Consider the following 15597-nt stretch of genomic DNA (forward strand, 5'->3'; position numbering starts at 1 on the left):
AGTGACCTGTGGATAAGTTTAAAGGCGCCTTGCTGGTGGGCGCTCTGCGGTTGTTTGCCCTGCTCCCGTGGCGGGCCGTGCAGGCGGTCGGTTCGGCGATTGGCTGGGTGATGTGGAAAACCCCCAACCGTTCCCGCGACGTGGTGCGCATCAACCTCGCCAAATGTTTTCCCGAGATGGACCCCGCCGAGCGTGAGCGTCTGGTGGGCCAAAGCCTCAAGGACATCGGCAAATCCCTGACCGAAAGTGCCTGTGCGTGGATCTGGCCGGCCCAGCGTTCGATTGACCTGGTGCGTGAAGTCGAAGGCCTGGACGTGCTCAAGGACGCCTTGGCGTCGGGTAAAGGCGTGGTGGGCATCACCAGTCACCTGGGCAACTGGGAAGTGCTCAATCACTTCTATTGCAGCCAGTGCAAGCCGATCATTTTCTACCGTCCGCCCAAGCTCAAGGCGGTGGATGAACTGCTGCGCAAGCAGCGGGTGCAGTTGGGCAATCGGGTGGCAGCGTCCACCAAGGAAGGCATTCTCAGCGTGATCAAGGAAGTGCGCAAAGGTGGCGCCGTGGGTATTCCGGCTGATCCGGAGCCGGCCGAGTCCGCCGGGATCTTCGTGCCCTTCTTCGCCACCCAGGCCCTGACCAGCAAGTTCGTGCCGAACATGCTGGCCGGTGGCAAGGCGGTCGGGGTGTTCCTGCATGCCCTGCGCCTGCCCGACGGCTCAGGCTACAAAGTGATCCTCGAAGCGGCCCCCGAAGACATGTACAGCACCGATACCGAGACGTCCTGTGCCGCGATGAGCAAGGTGGTTGAGCGTTATGTGCGGGCCTATCCGAGCCAGTACATGTGGAGCATGAAGCGCTTCAAGAAGCGTCCGCCGGGTGAAGAACGCTGGTACTGAAATCAGTGCCTAGAGGTGGCGGTCGAGTTTCTTGAGGAACACCGCCATCTCTTTCTCTGCCTGCTTGTCACCGTGGGCCTGCGCCGCGCTGATCCCCTGCTCCCAGGCCCGGCGCGCCGCCGCATGATCTTCCAAGCCCAGCAACGCCTTGCCCAGCAGCTTCCACGCCGCCGAATATTTCGGATCGAACTCGACGCACTTGCGCAGATGTTCGGCGGCCTTGGTGTAGTCCTTCAGGTCCAGATAACCCTTACCCAGACCGAAGCGCAGCAGGGAGTTATCCACACCCTTGGCAAGCATCTTTTCCAGCGACTCCAGCATCTGAAAACCTCCTGGTGATTGTCAGAAAAAGCTCAAGCCCACGTGGAACAGCTTCTCCACATCGCGGATGTGCTTTTTATCCACAAGGAACAGAATCACGTGATCGCCGGCTTCGATCACCGTGTCGTCGTGGGCGATCAGCACTTCTTCGTCACGAATGATCGCGCCGATGGTGGCACCCGGCGGCAATGCGATGTTTTCGATGGCCTTGCCGATCACCTTGCTGGACTTCGCGTCGCCGTGAGCAATCGCCTCGATGGCCTCAGCCGCGCCGCGGCGCAATGAGTGCACGCTGACGATATCGCCGCGGCGTACGTGTGCCAACAGGGTGCCGATGGTCGCCAGTTGCGGGCTGATGGCGATATCGATATCGCCGCCTTGGATCAGGTCGACATAGGCAGGGTTGTTGATGATGGTCATCACCTTCTTCGCTCCCAGGCGCTTGGCCAGCAGCGACGACATGATGTTGGCTTCATCGTCGTTGGTCAGTGCAAGGAAGATATCGGCGTCGGCAATGTTCTCTTCCAGCAGCAAGTCACGGTCCGACGCGCTGCCCTGTAATACCACGGTGCTGTCGAGGGTGTCCGACAGGTAGCGGCAACGCGCCGGGCTCATCTCGATTATCTTGACCTGGTAGCGACTCTCGATGGCCTCGGCCAGGCGCTCGCCAATCTGTCCACCGCCGGCAATGACGATGCGCTTGTAGCTTTCGTCGAGGCGGCGCATTTCGCTCATGACTGCGCGAATATTCGCTTTGGCAGCGATGAAGAATACTTCGTCGTCCGCTTCGATCACCGTATCGCCTTGCGGCAGGATCGGCCGGTCGCGACGGAAGATCGCGGCAACCCGAGTGTCGACGTTGGGCATGTGTTCGCGCAACTGACGCAATTGCTGACCTACCAGCGGCCCGCCGTAATAGGCCTTGACCGCCACCAACTGCGCCTTGCCTTCGGCGAAGTCGATGACCTGCAGGGCGCCAGGGTGTTGGATCAGACGCTTGATGTAGTTGGTCACGACCTGTTCCGGGCTGATCAGCACGTCCACTGGAATCGCGTCGTTGTCGAACAGGTCAGCGCGGGTCAGGTAGGACGCTTCGCGGACCCGGGCGATCTTGGTCGGGGTGTGGAACAGGGTGTGGGCCACCTGGCAGGCGACCATGTTGGTTTCGTCGCTGTTGGTCACCGCCACCAGCATGTCGGCGTCGTCGGCACCGGCCGAGCGCAACACGGTAGGCAGCGAGCCGCGACCTTGCACGGTGCGGATGTCGAGGCGATCGCCGAGGTCGCGCAGGCGTTCGCCGTCGGTGTCGACCACAGTAATGTCATTGGCTTCGCTGGCCAGATGCTCCGCCAGCGATCCGCCCACCTGCCCTGCGCCGAGGATGATGATTTTCATCCAGTCACTCCCTTGGAATCGTTTAACCGCGCGCGGCGGCGATCTTGATCAGCTTGGCGTAATAGAACCCGTCATGACCACCCTCTTGTGCCAGCAACTGGCGACCATGGGGCTGCTTGATACCGGCCTGGCTGGCGATATCCAGCTCGCGGGCACCCGGGGTGCGGGCGAGAAACGCCTCGATCACTTCGGTGTTTTCGGTGGGCAGCGTCGAGCAGGTGGCGTACAGCAGGATGCCGCCCACCTCGAGAGTCTTCCACATGGCGTCGAGCAACTCGCCCTGCAGAGTGGCCAGCGCGGCGATGTCGTCGGGTTGGCGAGTCAGCTTGATGTCCGGGTGACGGCGAATCACCCCGGTGGCCGAGCACGGCGCATCGAGCAGGATCCGCTGGAACGGTTTGCCGTCCCACCAGGCCTGAGTGTCGCGGCCGTCGGCGGCGATCAGCTCGGCATCCAGGCGTAGGCGATCGAGGTTTTCCCGTACCCGCAGCAGGCGTTTGGCTTCGAGGTCCACTGCCACCACGCCGGCCAGCGCCGGTTCAACTTCAAGAATATGGCAGGTCTTGCCGCCCGGGGCGCAGCAGGCATCCAGCACGCGTTGGCCGGGTGCCAGATCGAGCAGATCGGCCGCCAGTTGCGCGGCTTCGTCTTGCACACTGATCCAGCCTTCGCTGAAGCCCGGCAGGCTGCGCACGTCGCCTGGCGTGTCGAGGACGATGCCGTCCTGGCTGAATACGCAGGGTTGTGCGGCAACACCGGCCTGGTTCAACAGGGCGAGGTAAGCGTCGCGGGAATGATGGCGACGATTGACCCGCAAAATCATCGGCGGGTGCGCATTGTTGGCCGCGCAGATGGCCTCCCATTGCTGGGGCCAGAAGGCCTTGAGCGACTTCTGCAGCCAGCGCGGATGGGCGGTGCGCACTACCGGATCGTGCTCCAGTTCTGCCAACAGCGCTTCACTCTCACGTTGGGCGCGGCGCAGGACGGCGTTGATCAGGGCTTTTGCCCACGGTTTTTTCAGCTTGTCGGCGCAGCCAACCGTTTCGCCGATGGCGGCATGGGCCGGAACACGGGTGTAGAGCAACTGATACAAGCCGACCAGCAGTAGCGCCTCGACATCGGTATCAGCGGCCTTGAAGGGCTTTTGCAGCAGCTTGGCCGCCAGCGCCGACAAGCGTGGCTGCCAGCGCGCGGTGCCGAAAGCGAGGTCCTGGGTGAAGCCGCGATCGCGGTCTTCGACCTTGTCCAGCTGGGTCGGCAGCGAACTGTTGAGCGAAGCTTTGCCGTTGAGCACGGCAGTCAGTGCCTTGGCGGCGGCCAGACGCGGGTTCATTGCGCGTCCACCGCTTGGCCAAGGACGGTGCCGACAGCGAATTTTTCGCGCCGGCTGTTGAACAGGTCGCTGAAGTTCAGGGCCTTGCCGCCGGGCAGTTGCAGGCGAGTCAGGCACAGCGCCTGTTCGCCGCAGGCAACCAGCAGGCCGTCCTTGCTGGCGCCGATGATTTCGCCGGGGGTGCCTTTGCCGTCGGCCAAGGTGGCGGCGAGCACTTTCAACGCTTCGCCGTTGAGTGTGCTGTGGCAGATCGGCCATGGATTGAAAGCCCGGACCAGTCGCTCCAGCTCGACGGCCGGACGGCTCCAGTCAATGCGCGCTTCGTCCTTGTTCAATTTGTGGGCGTAGGTGGCCAGGCTATCGTCCTGCACTTCACCTTGCAGGGTGCCGGCAGCCAGCCCGGCAATTGCCTGGAGCACAGCTGGCGGGCCCATTTCGGCGAGGCGGTCGTGCAAGCTGCCGCCAGTGTCTTGGGCAGTAATTGGGGTGTGGACCTTGAGCAGCATCGGCCCAGTGTCCAGACCGGCTTCCATGCGCATCACGGTGACGCCACTTTCTGCGTCACCGGCTTCGACGGCGCGCTGGATCGGCGCCGCACCGCGCCAGCGTGGCAGCAGCGAGGCGTGGCTGTTGATGCAGCCCAGGCGCGGAATATCCAGCACCACTTGCGGCAGGATCAGGCCGTAGGCCACCACCACCATCAAGTCGGGCTTGAGCGCAGCCAGTTCGGCCTGGGCATCGGCGTTGCGCAGGGTCGGCGGCTGCAGCACCGGAATGTTGTTTTCCAGCGCCAGTTGCTTGACCGGGCTTGGCATCAGCTTTTGCCCGCGACCCGCCGGGCGATCCGGTTGGGTGTAGACCGCGACGATTTCGTACGGGCTGTCGAGCAGGGCCTTGAGGTGTTCGGCGGCGAATTCGGGGGTGCCGGCAAAAACGATGCGCATCGGGGGATCTCACAAAAGAAAAAGGCTTGCCGCAGCAAGCCTTTGGAAGAAAGGAGTCAAGTGTTCTGGCGGTGGAGCTTTTCCAGCTTCTTCTTGATCCGGTCGCGTTTGAGCGTGGATAGGTAGTCGACGAACAACTTGCCGTTGAGGTGGTCGCATTCGTGCTGGATGCACACCGCCAGCAGGCCTTCGGCAATCAGCTCGTAGGGCTTTCCGTCGCGATCCAGAGCCTTGATCTTGACCTTTTGCGGACGGTCGACGTTTTCGTAAAAGCCCGGTACCGAAAGGCAGCCTTCCTGGTACTGCTCCATCTCGTCGGTCAGGGTTTCGAACTCGGGGTTGATGAACACCATCGGTTCGCTGCGATCTTCGGACAGGTCCATGACCACGATGCGCTTGTGCACGTTGATCTGGGTCGCCGCGAGGCCGATGCCCGGAGCTCCATACATTGTTTCAAACATGTCATCGACCAACTGCCGCACTTCATCGTCCACTACGGCCACCGGTTTGGCGATCGTTCGCAGGCGCGGGTCGGGAAATTCGAGGATGTTCAAAATGGCCATAAGCGTAATAGCTGCACGTGTGAAGTTGGGTCAGGGCCGAGGCCACCGTTATAAAACGTCGCCCCCGACAGGAGCGAGCCCGGCGGGCCCTGGCGTTTTATGCGAACGGACATGATAAAGGGATTCACTGCATGAGTGAATCATTAGTCGCCCTGCGGCTTTGTACCTGGCGGCATTCGCGGTAAAGCCCTCAACAAGTTACCAACAGAGTTATCCACAGCTTATTCCTGCTAAAGCGGGACCACTTACGATCAAGGATGATCCTATGCCCTGCCCTGAAAATTCGCCGATATCCCCGGCCGAACTTGAAGCTCGCCTGCGTTTGCATTGCCTGCCGGAACTGGGGCAGCGACGTTATCTCAAACTGTTCGAAGCCTTCGGTTCAGCATCCAAAGCCCTCAGTGCGCCGGCCAATGCCTGGCGATCCCTGGGCCTGCCGGCATGTTGCGCCGAGGCCCGACGTAGTCCGCTGGTGCGCGACAGCGCCCAGCATGCCCTGGCCTGGCTTGAGCGCGAAGGCCAGCATTTACTGATGTTCGACCAGCCCGGTTACCCCGCATTGCTGGCCGAAATCAGCGATCCGCCGCCGTTGTTGTTCGTCGCTGGCGATCCGACCATCCTGGAAAAACCGCAACTGGCGATGGTCGGCAGTCGACGCGCGTCCAGGCCGGGCATGGATACCGCCGCGGCGTTTTCCCGCAGTCTGGCGGGTGCCGGTTTTGTCATCACCAGCGGCTTGGCCCTGGGGATTGATGCGGCAGCGCATCAAGCCGCGCTGGATGTGGGCGGTCAAACGATTGGGGTGCTGGGCACCGGCCTGGAAAAATTTTATCCACAGCGTAATCGGCGTCTGGCCGAGATGATGATCGCCCAAGGCAGTGCAGTGATTTCCGAATTCCCGCTCGATGCTGGGCCGCATGCCGGCAACTTCCCTCGGCGCAACCGGATCATCAGTGGTTTGTCCCTCGGGGTGCTGGTGGTGGAGGCCAGTGTCGCCAGTGGTTCTTTGATTACTGCACGGCTTGCTGCTGAACAGGGGCGCGAGGTCTACGCCATCCCGGGCTCCATCCATCACCCGGTCGCCCGAGGCTGTCACCAGCTAATTCGTGATGGCGCGGTGCTGGTGGAAACCATCGAGCACATTCTCGAAGGGCTACGGGGCTGGCAAAACCTGGCGGTGCCCGCGCAACCGGCCGTGGCTCTCGATCATCCCCTGCTCTGTTTGCTGATTGCTGCACCGCATACCAGCGAAGCCTTGGCTGACGCCTGCGGCTGGACATTGCCGAAAGTGCTGGCGGCCCTGACCGAGCTTGAGATGGATGGGCGCGCCGTGTGTGAAGGCGGACGCTGGTTTGCCCGCCTAAGCTAGGTTCAGACGCTGGGCTTTACAGGGAAGATGGGTAAACTGCGCACAGCCTTAATTTGGAGAGTCGATCATGGTCAACAGGTGGCGTGTGCAGCAAGCCGCACGAGGAATTCGCGCAGGGGCGGTGATTGCCTATCCAACGGAAGCTGTCTGGGGGCTGGGTTGCGACCCCTGGGACGAAGAAGCGGTCTATCGTCTGCTGGCGATCAAGGGGCGCTCGGTTGAAAAGGGCTTGATCCTGGTGGCCGATAATATCCGTCAGTTCGATTTCCTGTTCGAGGATTTCCCTGAACTGTGGATGGATCGCATGGCCAGCACCTGGCCAGGCCCCAACACCTGGTTGGTCCCGCATCAGAACATGCTGCCGCAATGGATCACGGGTGTGCACGAAACCGTCGCCTTGCGCGTCAGCGATCACCCGCAGGTGCGCGACCTGTGTTCGCTGGTCGGGCCGCTGGTATCGACTTCCGCCAACCCGCAGGGCCGTCCGGCGGCGCGCACGCGTCTGCGGGTCGAGCAGTACTTCCGTGGTGAAGTGGACCTGGTGCTGGGCGGCAGCCTCGGTGGGCGCAAGAATCCGAGCGTGATTCGCGACCTGGCCACCGGGCACGTGGTGCGCCCGGATTGACACCGCTTGCCGCTCTTCGCTGGCAGATGAGCGCCAGCGAAAGCGGCTTATTTCAGGGCAGGAGAATGGTCGAGCCGGTAGTGCGCCGCGCCGACAACTCTGCCTGCGCCTTGGCCGCGTCGGCCAGCGAATAGCGCTGGCTGATATCCACCTTCAGTTGGCCTCTGATGATCATCTCGAACAGCTCATCGGCCATGCGCTGCAGGTTGTCGGCGTTGTTGGCGTAGGTCGCCAGCGTCGGGCGAGTGACGTACAGCGAGCCTTTGGCCGCCAGAATCCCCAGGTTAACGCCGTCAACGGCACCGGAGGCATTGCCGAAGCTCACCAGCAGGCCACGGGGCGCAGTGCTGTCGAGGGAGGTCAGCCAGGTGTCTTTGCCGACACCGTCGTAAACCACCGGGCATTTCTGCCCATCGGTCAGTTCCAGCACTCGTTGTGCAACGTTTTCGTGGCTGTAGTCGATGGTCGCCCAAGCGCCGTTGGCCTTGGCCAGCGCGGCCTTTTCCGGCGAGCTGACGGTGCCGATCAGTTTCACCCCGAGCGCCTTGGCCCATTGGCAGGCCAGCGAGCCGACGCCCCCGGCTGCGGCGTGGAACAGGATGGTTTCGCCGCCCTTGAGTTCATAAGTCTGACGCAACAGGTACTGCACCGTCAGGCCCTTGAGCATCACCCCGGCGGCCTGCTCGAAACTGATAGCGTCCGGCAGATGCACCAGGTTGGCTTCGGGTAGCACGTGTACATCGCTGTAGGCGCCCAGCGGGCCGCTGCCATAAGCCACGCGATCACCGACCTTGAACCGGGTGACTTCGCTGCCCACCGCCTGGACCACGCCGGCGCCTTCCGCACCGAGGCCCGACGGCAAGGCCGGAGGCGCATAGAGACCGCTGCGGAAATAGGTGTCGATGAAGTTCAGGCCGATCGCCTTGTTACTCACCCGGACTTGATGCGGGCCTGGCTCGGCGGGCTGATAATCCACGTACTCAAGTACTTCGGGGCCGCCATGGGCGCTGAACTGGATACGTTTGGCCATCTGCACTCTCCTTGGGTGGTTTTGCGTAGGGGGTCTATCGGACTCCTAAGCTTGACCTTCGTCAACTGCGGCAGGTGTGGGTGCAGTGGTATGCTACGCGCCCATTTGCGTTGGTCGCCGCTCCGTGCGGGCGCCACGTAGCTTTGCCCGATTCAAGGTGATGCCATGACTACCCGCACCGAGGCCGTTAAAGCCTACCTGCTCGACCTGCAAGACCGCATTTGTGCTGCACTGGAAACCGAAGACGGCGGCACTCGTTTTGTCGAAGACGCCTGGACCCGGCCTGCCGGCGGTGGCGGTCGCACGCGGGTGATCGAAAATGGCGCGCTCATCGAAAAAGGCGGGGTCAACTTTTCCCACGTCTTCGGCAGCGGTTTGCCCCCTTCCGCCAGCGCGCATCGGCCTGAATTGGCTGGGCGTGGCTTTGAAGCCCTCGGCGTGTCGCTGGTGATTCATCCGCACAATCCCCATGTGCCGACGTCCCACGCCAACGTGCGGTTTTTCATCGCCGAAAAAGAAGGCGAAGAGCCGGTCTGGTGGTTTGGCGGCGGCTTCGACCTGACCCCTTACTACGGCAATGAAGAAGACTGCGTGCATTGGCACCGTGTCGCCGCTCAGGCCTGTGCGCCGTTCGGGGCAGACGTCTACAGCCGCTACAAGGACTGGTGCGACAGCTATTTCCACATCAAGCATCGCAACGAGCCTCGCGGCATTGGCGGTCTGTTCTTCGATGACCTGAACGAGTGGGACTTCGATACCAGCTTTGCCTTCATGCGCGCCATTGGCGATGCCTACATCGACGCTTACCTGCCGATCGTGCAGCGACGCAAGGCCCAAGCCTTCACCGCGCAACAGCGTGAATTCCAGGAATTTCGTCGCGGGCGTTATGTCGAGTTCAACCTGGTCTACGACCGTGGCACATTGTTCGGCCTGCAATCGGGCGGGCGCACCGAGTCGATCCTCATGTCGCTGCCACCGCAAGTGCGTTGGGGCTATGACTGGAAAGCCGAGCCCGGCAGTGAAGAGGCACGCTTGACCGAGTACTTCCTGCAGGACCGGGACTGGTTGGCAGGCACTGTTTAATAGCGAACCTGAAGGCGCTTACCCAGAGGTTGTGAGATGGATCAGTACGTAGTTTTCGGTAACCCGATTGGCCACAGCAAGTCGCCATTGATCCATCGCCTGTTCGCCGAGCAGACTGCCCAGCAACTCGATTACCAGACCTTGCTGGCGCCACTGGATGATTTTTCCGGCTGTGCCCGGGCATTTTTCCGCGAAGGTCGCGGCGCCAACGTGACGGTGCCATTCAAGGAAGAAGCCTATCGCCTGGCCGATCAGCTGACCCCTCGCGCGCAACGGGCAGGTGCGGTCAACACCTTGAGCAAGCAAGCGGACGGCAGCCTGTTGGGCGATAACACCGACGGCGCTGGACTGGTCCGTGACCTGACGGTCAACGCTGGATTCAGCCTGCGCGGCAAACGCATCCTGTTGCTGGGGGCTGGCGGTGCGGTGCGGGGTGCGCTGGAGCCACTGCTGGCCGAACAACCGGCGTCGGTGATCATCGCCAACCGCACGGTGGAAAAAGCCGAATTGTTGTGTGAATTGTTCACTGATCTCGGCCCGGTGTCGGCGAGTGGTTTCGGTTGGCTGCGTGAGCCGGTGGACCTGATTGTCAACGCCACGTCGGCCAGTCTGTCGGGCGATGTACCGCCGATTGCCGGCAGCCTGATCGAACCGGGCAAGACCCTGTGCTACGACATGATGTACGGCAAGGAGCCGACCTCGTTCTGTCGCTGGGCGGCCGATCAGGGCGGCGTGACGATGGACGGCCTGGGCATGCTCGCCGAGCAGGCTGGCGAAGCGTTCTTCCTGTGGCGCGGCGTGCGTCCGGACACCGCGCCAGTGCTTGCCGAACTACGCCGGCTGCTCGCCTAGTCTTCGAATCGTATCGGGCACTTCTCCAGCCCTTCGAGTTTGCGCAGTTCCTCGATTACATGAACCCGCGCCCGGCGCAGGGTCAGGCTGCGCTTCTGTCTGAGCAGGCGACGGGCCTCTTGATGGAGCATCTCCACGCCCGAGTAATCGATGAAGTTGATGTACTGCGCCTCGATCACCACCTTCAGGCCCTGGGTGCGTTGCAGGCGCACTTGCAGGTAATGGCTGGCGCCGAAAAAGATCGAGCCGCCGACCCGCAGGATTTCCTCGTCACCTTCGCGCCACTGCTGCACTCGCGGCTGCGAGGTGCGTTTCAGATAAAAGAACAGCGAGGCCAGCACGCCGGCGTAGATCGCGGTCTGCAACTCCAACAGCAGTGTGGCGACACAGGTCAGCGCCATCACCACGAACTCGGCACGGCTGACCCGGAACAGCGAGCGAATCCCGCGATGGTCCACCAGGCCCCAGCAAATCAGGAGGATGCTGCCGGCCATAGCCGGAATCGGAATGTGCGCGATCAGCGCCGCGCCGCTCACCGCAAACAGCGCCACCCAGAGCGCCGAGAACACACCGGCCAGCGGCGAACAAGCGCCCGCCTCATAGCTCAACCCGGAACGAGTAAAGGAGCCGGCCGACAGCGAGCCGGAGAAAAAACTGCCGACAATGTTCGACAGTCCCTGGGCGCGGACTTCCCGATTGGCATCGAGCAACTGCTGCGAGCGCGCCGACAACGAGCGGGCAATCGACAGGCTGGTGACCAGGCCGAGCATGCCGACGGCCACCGCACTCGGCAGCAGGCGCAGCACCAATTCCAGATCCAGCGGCAACGGGCTAAATGGCGGCAGGCGTCCAACAAATGCGCTGACCAGCGCCACATGACCGAACATCGATGGCCACAGCCATACCAGCAGGCTGCCGGCGATCAGGCTGATCAACAGGCTCGGCCAACGCGGTCGCCACAACTTGATCAGAATGCCCAGTGCCAGGGTGCCGAGGCCCAGCGCCAACGACGGTTTATCCACGGCGTCGAGATGGTTGACCAGTGACAGCAGACTATTGAGCGCGGTTGCCTGGCTCGGCAGGTCCAGCCCCAGCAGGTTCGGCAACTGTCCGAGGGCGATAACGACGGCGGCGCCCAGGGTGAATCCCAGTACCACCGAGTGCGAGACGAAATTCACCAGGGCGCCGAAGCGCAGAAGTCCCAATAGCCATTGGAAGACCCCGGCGAGGAAGGTCAGCAACAGGATCAGGGTGATGTAGTCCTGCGACGCCGGGACGGCCAGAGGGCTGACGCTGGCATAGAGGACAATGGAAATGGCTGCTGTAGGACCGCAGATCAAATGCCAGGAAGAGCCCCAGAGGCAGGCGATTAGCACCGGGATGATGGCGGCGTACAAGCCGTATTCCGGGGGAAGGCCGGCGATCAATGCGTAGGCGATGGATTGTGGCAACGCCAGAATGGCGCCGCTCAGGCCCACCAGCAGGTCGCGGCCGACGCTAGCGCGGGTTTGCCGGGGCAGCCATTTGAGAAAGGGAAAGAGCGAATGGCGACTGGGGATTGCCATGAATCCTCGCGATTGGGGTGTTTGCCAAAGAGTATCAGGGCCCGGGCGAATGTTCCCGCGCTGCTGGCAGGAACAGACCCGGGTCGAGCAGATTTAGAGCTTGGCTTGCACCGCCGGCAGCGCGTCTTTGCCATCCGCCGTCTTGACCCCGTCCAGCCATTTTTCCAGTACCGCCGGGTTGGCTTTGATCCAGGCTTTTGCGGCATCGGCGTTGCTGACCTTCTTATTCACCACCTCGGCCATGATGCTGTTCTCCATGTCCTGGGTGAAGCTCAGGTTGGTCAGCAGCTTGCCGACATTCGGGCAGGCCTGCGCATAACCCTTGCGAGTCAGGGTGTACACGCTGCCGGTGTCGCCGAAATATTTCTCGCCGCCCTTGAGGTAGTGCATTTTCAATTGCACGTTCATTGGGTGCGGAGTCCAGCCAAGGAAGGTCACGAACTTCTGCTTTTTCACTGCTCGCGAGACTTCGGCGAGCATTGCCTGCTCACTGGACTCCACCAGTTTCCATTGACCCATTTCGAAGTCATTCTTCTTGATGATTTCCTGCAGCGAGAGGTTGGCCGGCGCGCCGGAGCCGATGCCATAGATTTTCCGGTCGAACTTGTCGGCGTACTTGTTCAGGTCGGCAAAATTCCGCACCCCGGCGTCCCACACATAGTCCGGTACAGCCAGGGTGAACTCGGTGCCATCGAGGTTCTTGGCCAACTGGGTGACATCTCCAGTGGCGACGAATTTGTCATAGAAGCCCTGCTGCGCCGGCATCCAGTTGCCGAGGAAGACATCGACCTGACCGTCCTTGAGTCCGCCAAAGGTGATCGGCACGGCGAGGGTATCGACCTTGGCCTTGTAACCCATGCCATCGAGCAGGAAGCCAGTGATCGCATTGGTCGCGGCAATATCGCTCCAGCCGGGGTCGGCCATCTTTACGGTGGCGCAGCTGGTGTCGTCGGCCCAGGCCGGAACGCAGATCACCAGCAGGCCCGCGCTCAATACGGTGGATAACCTTTGCATGCTCTTCTTCCCCTTACGTTATTGGTTTTGGCAGGGTTGTGGATAACGAGCCTTGCGCTCCAGATCATCGAGGTCGATGTGGTTGCGCATGTACTGCTGACTGGCGTCGACCATTGGCTGGTGATCCCAGCTCTTGAGCTTGCCCAGGGTCAGCGCGTCGGCGACGAAGCGGCGGCGGCGCTGGCTGGCAAGGACTTGGTTGTGAATGGTTGGAATGTCCCACTTGGCGCGTGCTTCGGCGAGGAACGCGGCGAACAGTTCCCGGTGGTCCGCTGACTGACTGAGCTCTTCGCGCTCCTGCGGGTCGTTGCTCACGTCGTACAGCAGGCAGGGATCGCTTTCACTGTAGATAAATTTGTACGGCCCGCGTCGGATCATCATCAGTGGGCTGACGGTGCCTTCGGCCATGTATTCGCCAAACACTTCGTCATGCCCGCCCTGCCCTTGCAGATGCGGCAACAACGAGCGGCCGTCCAGTGGCAGGCCTGGCTCCAGTTGGCCGCCGGCGAGCGCGACGAAAGTCGGCAGCAGGTCGGCGGTAGAGACTGCGGTACTCACACGCCCGGCTGCGAACTGTCCCGGTGCGCTGATCAGCAGCGGTACCCGGGCCGCCATTTCGAACCAGTGCATTTTGTACCAGAGGCCGCGCTCGCCCAGCATGTCCCCGTGGTCGCCGGAGAAGACGATGATGGTGTCGTCGATCAGACCGGTCTCTTCAAGTGTTTGTATGAGCTTGCCGACATTGGCGTCGATGTAGCTGCACGCACCAAAATAGGCGCGGCGCGCATCGCGGATTTTCTCCACCGGCAATGGCTTGTTCCACAGGTCGTAGACCTTGAGCAGGCGCTGGGAGTGCGGATCGAGGTCGGACTGATCGGGAGTTTCCGGCAGCGGGATGTCCTGGTCGTCGTATAGGTCCCAGAATGCCTTGGGAATGGTGTACGGGTCGTGAGGGTGGGTCATCGAGACCGTCAGGCAAAACGGTTGATCGCCGTCTTCACGAATGTGATCGAACAGATACTGCTGCGCCTTGAACACCACCTCTTCATCAAAATCCAGCTGGTTGGTGCGCACACATGGGCCGGCTTGCAGCACCGATGACATGTTGTGATACCAGCTTGGGCGCACGTCCGGTTCATCCCAATTCACGGCCCAGCCATAGTCCGCCGGGTAGATGTCGCTGGTCAGGCGTTCTTCATAACCGTGAAGTTGGTCCGGCCCGCAGAAGTGCATCTTCCCCGAGAGTGCGGTGCGATAGCCGAGCCGGCGCAGATAATGGGCATAGGTCGGGACGTCGGCGGGGAAGTCCGCCGCATTGTCGTAGGCGCCGATTTTGCTCGGTAACTGACCGCTGACCAGGGTGAAGCGTGAAGGCGCGCACAACGGACTGTTGCAGTAGGCGGCTTCGAACACCACGCCTTCGGCAGCGAGACGGCTCAGGTTGGGCAGCTTGATCGGTGATGAACCGTAGAACGGCAACAGTGGCGCGGCCATTTGATCGGCCATGATGAAAAGAATGTTCTTGCGCTTCATGTGATCGCGGCATTCCATAGTGAGCAGTTATGCGAAAGTGCTGCGATCGAGAATGGAGTCCGCTCACTTCGTGGTAAAGCCCATGGCCGGCAATGACTAGGATAACGACAGCTTATGTATGACGCCCTTGGTGAGTTATCGCTGGATCTGCTGCGTACCTTTGAAGCGGCGGCGCGCCATCGCAGTTTCACCGCTGCGGCAGTTGAACTGGGAACCACTCAACCTGCGGTCAGTCAGCAGCTCAAACGGCTGGAGGAGCAACTCGATACGCGCCTGTTCGACCGCATTTATCGGGGCATCGAGTTGACGGAAGCCGGGACCATTCTGTTCGAGCATGTACAGGCCGGCTTGCAGGGCATCGATGATGGCCTGAATGCAATCAGCGCCCAGCACCAGCACGAGGTGTTGCAAGTGGCCACCGACTTCGCCTTTGCCGCCTACTGGCTGATGCCACGGTTGCATCGCTTTCACCAGGCCAATCCCCAGGTGGATGTGAGCCTGGTCACCAGCGAACGCAGTCACAACATGCTGCGTACCGACATTGATGTAGCGGTGCTGTTTGGCGATGGGCGCTTCAAGCAGGGCGAAAGTCATTGGTTGTTCAGTGAAGAGGTGTTTCCAGTCTGCAGCCCTTTGCTACTCAAGGACCGACCTGCTCCCCTTCCCGCCCAGGCACTCATGGAACTGCCCTTGCTTCATCTGCGCGGCGAGAACCGCAGTCACTGGTTTGATTGGAGCGGCGTGTTCCGCAGTCTGGGGATCGGCACTTCGCCCGCACCGGGGCAACTGCGCTTTGATAACTACACGCTGTTGATTCAGGCGGCGATTGGCGGCCAAGGGGTGGCCATCGGTTGGCGTCATCTGGTTGATAACCTGCTGACGCAAGGCTTGCTGGTGCGCCCGATCAACGAGACGGCGCTGTCGAGCTTTGGCTACTACGTGGTATTGCCTCAGCGCAAAAGGCGGCGCGCGTTGATCCAGCAGTTCGTCGACTGGTTGATGAGTGAGCAGGCCAGTAGTGCTGAATCGCTGACAGGCTTGGCCCTGCCATCAATTGCGGTGTAGCTTGATCAT

Annotated in this window: 15 protein-coding genes; 6 read left to right on the top strand and 9 right to left on the bottom strand. The window is 61.6% G+C overall.

Annotation, left to right across the window (positions count from 1 at the left end):
• The first annotated feature begins 8 nt into the window (after nt 1-8).
• Nucleotides 9-896 carry a lysophospholipid acyltransferase gene (locus NR126_RS04550; RefSeq protein ID WP_027616661.1) on the top strand — a complete coding sequence of 296 codons (888 nt, stop codon included), beginning with the start codon at nt 9-11 and terminating at the stop codon, nt 894-896.
• 9 nt (nt 897-905) lie between these two features.
• Here NR126_RS04550 and NR126_RS04555 read toward each other — a convergent pair whose 3' ends face one another.
• Genes NR126_RS04555 through def form a run of 5 tightly spaced genes read right to left on the bottom strand, consistent with a single transcriptional unit; the run spans nt 906 to nt 5452 of the window.
• Entirely contained in the window at nt 906-1217 is a 312-nt protein-coding gene (locus NR126_RS04555; RefSeq protein ID WP_027616660.1) for a tetratricopeptide repeat protein, read from the bottom strand.
• 21 nt (nt 1218-1238) lie between these two features.
• The gene (gene trkA / locus NR126_RS04560) at nt 1239-2612 is read right to left on the bottom strand and encodes a Trk system potassium transporter TrkA (RefSeq protein ID WP_027616659.1); all 1374 of its coding nucleotides are present in this window, start codon (nt 2610-2612) and stop codon (nt 1239-1241) included.
• A gap of 22 nt (nt 2613-2634) precedes the next feature.
• Nucleotides 2635-3945 (bottom strand): 16S rRNA (cytosine(967)-C(5))-methyltransferase RsmB, encoded by a 1311-nt coding sequence (gene rsmB, locus NR126_RS04565; protein WP_105753521.1) that lies wholly within the window; start codon nt 3943-3945, stop codon nt 2635-2637.
• Nucleotides 3942-4889, bottom strand: coding sequence for a methionyl-tRNA formyltransferase (gene fmt, locus NR126_RS04570; RefSeq protein WP_027616657.1), 948 nt, complete (start codon nt 4887-4889; stop codon nt 3942-3944). Before fmt ends, rsmB begins: the two co-directional genes overlap by 4 nt.
• A 56-nt stretch (nt 4890-4945) precedes the next feature.
• A complete protein-coding gene (def, locus tag NR126_RS04575; protein WP_256829777.1) occupies nt 4946-5452 on the bottom strand; it encodes a peptide deformylase in 507 nt (168 codons plus the stop codon).
• 265 nt (nt 5453-5717) lie between these two features.
• On the opposite strand from def, the gene dprA reads away from it, so the two are divergent.
• Together dprA and NR126_RS04585 are read left to right on the top strand one after the other, a co-directional pair.
• Complete coding sequence (dprA, locus tag NR126_RS04580; protein ID WP_256829778.1) at nt 5718-6821, top strand: DNA-processing protein DprA; 1104 nt, start codon at nt 5718-5720, stop codon at nt 6819-6821.
• A 67-nt stretch (nt 6822-6888) separates the two neighbouring features.
• A complete protein-coding gene (locus NR126_RS04585; RefSeq protein ID WP_027616654.1) occupies nt 6889-7446 on the top strand; it encodes an L-threonylcarbamoyladenylate synthase in 558 nt (185 codons plus the stop codon).
• A 52-nt stretch (nt 7447-7498) separates the two neighbouring features.
• Here NR126_RS04585 and NR126_RS04590 read toward each other — a convergent pair whose 3' ends face one another.
• The gene (locus NR126_RS04590) at nt 7499-8476 is read right to left on the bottom strand and encodes an NADPH:quinone reductase (RefSeq protein ID WP_256829780.1); all 978 of its coding nucleotides are present in this window, start codon (nt 8474-8476) and stop codon (nt 7499-7501) included.
• A 165-nt stretch (nt 8477-8641) separates the two neighbouring features.
• Here NR126_RS04590 and hemF point away from each other — a divergent pair, with 165 nt between their 5' ends.
• Nucleotides 8642-9559 (top strand): oxygen-dependent coproporphyrinogen oxidase, encoded by a 918-nt coding sequence (gene hemF / locus NR126_RS04595; RefSeq protein WP_027616652.1) that lies wholly within the window; start codon nt 8642-8644, stop codon nt 9557-9559.
• Nucleotides 9560-9595: 36 nt separating this feature from the next.
• Nucleotides 9596-10411 (top strand): shikimate dehydrogenase, encoded by an 816-nt coding sequence (gene aroE, locus NR126_RS04600; protein ID WP_105753515.1) that lies wholly within the window; start codon nt 9596-9598, stop codon nt 10409-10411.
• Here aroE and NR126_RS04605 read toward each other — a convergent pair.
• The 3 genes from NR126_RS04605 to betC all read right to left on the bottom strand — a co-directional run bounded on the left by NR126_RS04605 (nt 10408) and on the right by betC (nt 14523).
• Nucleotides 10408-11976 carry a SulP family inorganic anion transporter gene (locus NR126_RS04605; RefSeq protein ID WP_256829781.1) on the bottom strand — a complete coding sequence of 523 codons (1569 nt, stop codon included), beginning with the start codon at nt 11974-11976 and terminating at the stop codon, nt 10408-10410. The genes aroE and NR126_RS04605 overlap by 4 nt on opposite strands.
• Before the next feature lie 93 nt (nt 11977-12069).
• Nucleotides 12070-12990, bottom strand: coding sequence for a choline ABC transporter substrate-binding protein (gene choX, locus NR126_RS04610; RefSeq protein WP_027616649.1), 921 nt, complete (start codon nt 12988-12990; stop codon nt 12070-12072).
• Between the two features lie 18 nt (nt 12991-13008).
• Complete coding sequence (gene betC, locus NR126_RS04615; RefSeq protein WP_256829782.1) at nt 13009-14523, bottom strand: choline-sulfatase; 1515 nt, start codon at nt 14521-14523, stop codon at nt 13009-13011.
• Between the two features lie 114 nt (nt 14524-14637).
• On the opposite strand from betC, the gene NR126_RS04620 reads away from it, so the two are divergent.
• Nucleotides 14638-15588, top strand: coding sequence for a LysR family transcriptional regulator (locus tag NR126_RS04620; RefSeq protein ID WP_027616647.1), 951 nt, complete (start codon nt 14638-14640; stop codon nt 15586-15588).
• Nucleotides 15589-15597 lie beyond the last annotated feature (9 nt).

Source organism: Pseudomonas sp. Pse1 (assembly GCF_024519635.1).
Taxonomy (GTDB): Bacteria; Pseudomonadota; Gammaproteobacteria; order Pseudomonadales; family Pseudomonadaceae; genus Aquipseudomonas.